The organism is Mesorhizobium sp. M7A.F.Ca.CA.001.10.2.1, assembly GCF_003998575.1.
Classification (GTDB): domain Bacteria; phylum Pseudomonadota; class Alphaproteobacteria; order Rhizobiales; family Rhizobiaceae; genus Mesorhizobium.
Genome location: NZ_RZQY01000376.1, coordinates 1 through 5,762, shown reverse-complemented (window position 1 = coordinate 5,762; position 5,762 = coordinate 1). Strand labels below are relative to the sequence as shown.

The 5,762-nt window shown below is 59.5% G+C and carries 6 protein-coding genes; all 6 read left to right on the top strand.

All coding sequences use genetic code 11. The features are described from left to right. A partial coding sequence (locus tag EN964_RS22115; RefSeq protein ID WP_164775925.1) for an ABC transporter ATP-binding protein occupies nt 1-890 on the top strand: 890 nt, incomplete at its 5' end. A 110-nt stretch (nt 891-1,000) separates the two neighbouring features. Next, nucleotides 1,001-2,248, top strand: coding sequence for a sugar ABC transporter substrate-binding protein (locus EN964_RS22110; protein ID WP_127266568.1), 1,248 nt, complete (start codon nt 1,001-1,003; stop codon nt 2,246-2,248). Between the two features lie 137 nt (nt 2,249-2,385). Continuing rightward, nucleotides 2,386-3,282: a carbohydrate ABC transporter permease gene (locus tag EN964_RS22105; RefSeq protein WP_023808791.1), complete on the top strand. Its 897-nt coding sequence runs from the start codon at nt 2,386-2,388 to the stop codon at nt 3,280-3,282. A 5-nt stretch (nt 3,283-3,287) separates the two neighbouring features. Next, on the top strand, nt 3,288-4,130 hold the full coding sequence (locus EN964_RS22100) for a carbohydrate ABC transporter permease (RefSeq protein WP_127266567.1): 843 nt from the start codon (nt 3,288-3,290) through the stop codon (nt 4,128-4,130). Nucleotides 4,131-4,193: 63 nt separating this feature from the next. Then, a complete protein-coding gene (locus tag EN964_RS22095; protein WP_127266566.1) occupies nt 4,194-5,015 on the top strand; it encodes a sugar phosphate isomerase/epimerase in 822 nt (273 codons plus the stop codon). An 11-nt stretch (nt 5,016-5,026) separates the two neighbouring features. Beyond that, nucleotides 5,027-5,762: Gfo/Idh/MocA family protein (locus tag EN964_RS22090; protein WP_164775924.1), on the top strand; the 736-nt coding region annotated here is incomplete at its 3' end.

The following is a 5,762-nucleotide window of genomic DNA, read 5'->3' as shown; positions in this document are numbered from 1 at the left end:
CCCTCTACCCGCATATGACGGTGTTCGAAAACATCGGCTTTTCGATGCGGCTGGCAGGCAAGCCGAAGGCCGAGCGCAAAAAGCGCGTGGACGAGATCGCCAAAACCCTTCAACTGACGTCTCTGCTGGACAGCAAACCCGCGAACCTTTCAGGCGGACAGCGTCAAAGGGTTGCCATGGGCCGCGCCATGGTGCGCGAGCCGGCAGCCTTTCTCATGGACGAACCGCTTTCCAATCTGGACGCGAAACTGCGTGTTCAAATGCGCGCCGAAATCACCAGTCTGCAAAAGCAACTCGGCGTAACGACCATATATGTGACCCACGACCAAACCGAAGCCATGACGATGGGCGACAGGGTCGCGGTGTTGAAAGGCGGCGTGCTGCAGCAGGTCGACACACCCAAGAGACTCTATGAATCGCCGGTGAACGCCTTCGTTGCCGGCTTCATCGGGTCTCCTTCGATGAACCTTTTCGAGGCGACCCTGACGGGCGACGAACTGATGTCCGGCGCCCTGGCCATTCGGCTGCAGGATGCAGCCTTCGTGCGCAGGCCGGGCTTGAAGTCGTATGCGGGGCGCAAGGTCGTGTTCGGCATACGACCGGAGGATCTCTATGACAGCAGCCTCGAATCCGGCCGCAAGTATCAGACGATACCGGCAAAGGTGACCTCGATCGAAGAACTTGGATCCGAACAAATCGTCCATCTCGACATCGACGCGGTCCGGGTGGACTCCGGCGACCCTGACGCGGTGCAGGATTTCGGCCTGGCGTCGAATGCGGTGGCGAAATTCGAACCGACCAGCACGGTCCGCTCCGGCTCGGAAATCAGGTTGGCCCTGGATGATACCAAGCTCCATTTCTTCGACCCGGAGACGCATCTGGCAATCTGAATATCAGCGATAAGACCCGCGGGTGAGGGTGAGGCGCCTGCGTAAGAAGACTTCTGAATAATCAGACGATCGGCCGCATTGTGCGGGCGAATATAAAGAAGGAGGAGAAAATGACGTTTCGCATTAAACCCGCGATGCTGAAAATAGCCGCGGCCGCATGGTTGCTTGGCGCAACCGGCGCCATGGCGGATACGACGCTGGAATTCACCCAATGGTGGGAGCCCGAATTGCCGGCCGGCTCGCTCAGGGCAATCATGGATGACTTCGAGGCCGCAAATCCCGGAATCAAAGTGACGCTGGTCAGCGGCCCCTACGCGACCACGCGTGACCAGATCTCGGTTGGTGCTGCAACCGGAACGCTCAGCGACGTCGTCGGTCTCGACGGTGCCTGGGTGAACAATCTGAATGCGCAGAGCGCACTCGCCGACATGAATCCGATGATGGATGCGAGCGGTTTCGACAAGAGCCAGGTCGCGGACATCGTCAAGGTGGACGGCAAGGCGGTGATGTTTCCCGTGGCTTCCTTCGTCTATCCGGTCTTCGTGAATTTGGACCTTGCTGCCCAGGCAGGCGTGACCAAGCTGCCGTCGACCCGTGCGGAGTTTCTCGAAGCCGCCAAGAAGATGACGATCGCCGACAAGAATCAGTATGGCTGGGTGCTGCCCCTGTCGCTGCAAACGCCATCCGGCGTTCAGAACGACATGATGTCGTGGGTTTGGGCTTCGGGTCAGTCGATGATGGCGAACGGCAAGCCGGACCTTGAGGGCAAACCGGTGGTGGATATGCTCACCTTCGTCAAATCTCTCAACGACGCCGGCACCATCTCGCCCGGCATCGCCACCAAGACCGAGCAGGAAAAGGTCGAGGAGTTCGTCAACAACCGCGTCGGGATGATGATCGACTCGCTCGCGCATGTGAACCTCATCCGCAAGCGCAATCCCAAGCTGAACTTCGACCTCATCCCGGTCCCGGTCGTGGAAAACTATACCGGCAAGCGCGGCCTTCCCTATGCCTCCTGGGGCATCGGCATCTCTGCTGCCTCGAAACATCAGGAAGAGGCCTGGAAACTCGTCCAATATGTGATGAGTGAAAAGGTGAACGCCAAGCTCGTATCGCTTGCAAACGCCTTCCCGGGCAACGTCAACGCCAAGCCCGATTTCGTGACCTCGGACAAGGCTTTCGGCAAGGCTTTTGAAATCTTCAAGACCGGTTATCTCGCCAATGAGTTCACGGGCCTGCCGGTGGCAGAAGACCTGATGACCCAGTTCGACGTGCAAGCCCAAAAGATGCTCGCCGGCGAGCAGTCTCCGGAACAAGCAGCCGCCGCCGCTCAGAAGGGCTGGATGGCGAAATTCTGATCGGCCTGTTCCCGTTTGCTGACTTCGACCGGGTGGCCTGACTTCGGGCAGGCCACCCGGCAACAACGGATCGGCAATTTGAGTGGACCTGTTTTTGAAGCTTACCTTCTCTTGAAGGCGTATCCCAAGGTTGGCACATGACCCGGCAAAAGCGCTCTCACCACAAGCTCAAACGAGCGGTCGCACCCTACCTCTATCTGTCGCCCTCGCTGCTCATAATCGGGCTTCTGATGCTGCTGCCGATGGTGACGGTGATTGGCTACTCGTTCCAGAACAGCGCGGTGCTGCGTCGTGACCCATCCTTTGCCGGACTGAAACACTACCAGGCGATCTTCGACGACCCCGTGTTCTGGGCTTCGCTGTGGCACACGCTCTACTTCACATGCATGAGTGTCATTTTCCACATGACCATCGGCATGGCCTTCGCGCTCATGCTGAACAGCGACCGCATCAATCCGACGCTGCGCAATATCCTGCGCGTGCTCTATATACTGCCTTGGCTGTTCACCGCGGTGATTATCGCCGTGATCTGGCGCCTGCTGCTTGAGCCGAACGGTGTCGTGAATAGCATTCTCATGCAAATCGGCATCATCGGTTCCAAGGTCGAATGGTTTTCCTCGCCTGAGACCGCGCTGCACGCCGTCACCTTTGCCAACATCTGGGCGGGCTATCCGCTCTTCATGGTCAGCCTGCTCGCGGGTTTGCAGGGCATTCCCAAGGATTTCTACGAGGCTGCCGATATCGACGGGGCGAAAGCCTACCAGAAGCTGATCTTCATCACCATTCCGCAGCTGATGCCGATCATCATCAGCATCTCGCTGCTCGACTTCATCTGGACCATGCAGGTCTTCCCATTAATCTGGATAACGACGGGCGGTGGCCCGATCTACTCGACCGAGGTCCTCAGCACCTACACCTACAAGCTGGCGTTTTCGAGCTACAACCTGTCGCAGGCTTCAGCCAGCGCTGTGGTCATCTTGCTGATCTCTCTCGGCCTGACGCTGTTCTATATTCGCTATCAGAAGGCTCGGTAGTCATCATGAGGAAAAGGCATACGCCGAAAGACAGGCTGATCACCGTCGCGCTCCATGTAGCGCTTGCAGCGGGGCTCTTTTTCGCGGCATTTCCGATCTACTGGATGCTGAGCAGCTCGTTCAAATCGAATACCGAAATCTTTGCCCTGCCACCAACCATCCTGCCAAAGGCCTTCACGCTGGAAGCGTATGCAGCCATCCTTGGCGACCCGGTAAAGCTGCGCTTCTTCTTCAATAGCTATTTCGTGGCGGGAGCGGTGACTGTGCTGACGGTGCTGATCGCCCTGCTGGCGGCCTACGGGTTCAGCCGCTTCAACTTCCGCGGCAAGGGCATCCTGAACACAATCATCATCAGCACGCAGACGATTCCGCCGATCACACTTTTGATCCCCTTCTTCGGGCTCGTCGTCTCATACGGCATCTTCGACACCTATGTCGCACTGATCCTGACTTATCTGGTGTTTACGCTGCCCTACGCGATCCTGCTGATGACGGGATATCTGAACACCTTGCCCCGCGATCTCGATGAAGCCGTGGCCGTCGATGGCGGCACCAGTTGGACAGCGCTTTGGCGGGTGATCGTCCCGATTTCACTGCCTGGCATCGTGGCGACGTCGGTCTACACCTTCCTGTTGTGCTGGAACGAATTTCTCTTTGCGCTGACACTGACGAAGTCAACGTCCATGCGCACCGTCCCGATCGGCATCCAATTGTTGATGGGTCAGCACGCCTTCGAATGGAACCAGATGATGGCGATGAGTGTGCTCGGCTCGCTACCGCTCTTGCTCATCTACCTCGTTGCCCAGAGGTACTTCCTCGCCGGCATGACCGCGGGCTCCGTCAAGTAGGATGTCCATCCCACGGCGACGCAGGGTGGCATCAAGCAATGGGCGATACCAAGGAATGAAAGGATGAACGTGAAAGAGCTCAAAGTCGGCTGCCAGACCTTCACCTGGGAAATGCTGGGAGACCGGTTCACCGGCGGCCCCGACGATCTGCTGAAGGCGATCTCTGACGGTGGCTATGCCGGCATCGAGATCACCGACACCATGATCGGACATTATGGCGACAAGCCGGAGGAGTTCGCCGCCGCGCTGAAGGCGTCGGGGCTGACGCTGGTTTCCTTCGCCTTTGGCTCGAACAGTGGTTTTACGCTGAAGGAGGAGATCGGCGCCGACCTCGAAACCGCCAAGCGCTGGATCGATTTCGCCGCCGCCTTCCCGAATGCGCTGGTATCGATGGGCTCGGCCACGGTGGTGTCCGACGGCCCGCGCGAGGATAAGTTCGCCATCGCCGCCGAGGTTTACAACAAGGCCGGCGAACTCGGACGCAAGGCCGGCGTCCAGGTTGCCCTGCATCCTAGCTCCCACCACAACACGCTGCTGTTCGACCGCGCCGACTACGACACGATCTTTGCCTTGCTCGACCCCGACCTGGTCGGCTGGGTACCGGATACCGGCCATATCCTGCGCGGCCACAAGGACATGTCCGATACACTGCGCACCTACCGCGACCGCATCCGCTACATCCACCTCAAGGACGTCGATGCCAACGGTACCTGGGCCATGCTCGGCAAGGGCGTCTGCGCCACGGCTGCGGTCATCGAGATCGCCAACACCGCACCGCGCTTCAACGGCTGGCTGGTGCTGGAGGAAGAATCCGAAACGGCCGCCGCCGATCCTGCCGGCGCGGTCAAGACCAACCGCCAGACTATGCGCAGCTACGGCGCCTGAAGAACGAGACGATGATCAAGAAACAGGACAGACGCCTCAGGGTCGGCGTGCTCGGCTGCGGCCCCATCGCGCAGTTCGCGCATCTGGAATCCTGCGTGAAAGCCGGCAATGCCGACCTCTACGCCATCTGCGACGCGGCACCCGATCTGCTTGCGCGCATGGGCGCCACTTACGAACCGCAGAAAATGTATTCCGACTATGAGGCAATGCTCGCCGATCCCGAGCTGGAAGCGGTGATCGTCGCCACGTCGGACGCCTATCATGTGCCGATGTCGATCAGGGCGCTCAACGCCGGCAAGCATGTTCTCTGTGAAAAGCCGATCGGCACCTCGGTCGAGGAGGGCGAGGCGCTGGCCGAAGCGGTCAGGCGCTCGGGCAAGATCCTGCAGGTCGGCCACATGAAGCGCTTCGATCCGGCACTGGAGACCGCGCGCGACTTCGTTCGCGACGAGATCGGCGAAGTGCTGGCGCTGAAGGCCTGGTACTGCGATTCCACCCATCGCTACACCAACACCGATGCCGTGCAGCCGCTGCCCGTCACCAGCAGGCTAGCCAGGAAGCCAGCCGGAAATCCCAAGGCCGATCTCAGGCAATACTTCATGCTGGCCCATGGCTCGCATCTCGTCGACACGGCGCGTTTCCTGTGCGGCGATATCGTCGCCGTGCGCGCCCGCCTCAATGAGAAATTCGGCGCCTATTGCTGGTTCGTCGAAACCGAGTTCGCCAGCGGCGCGCTCGGCCATCTCG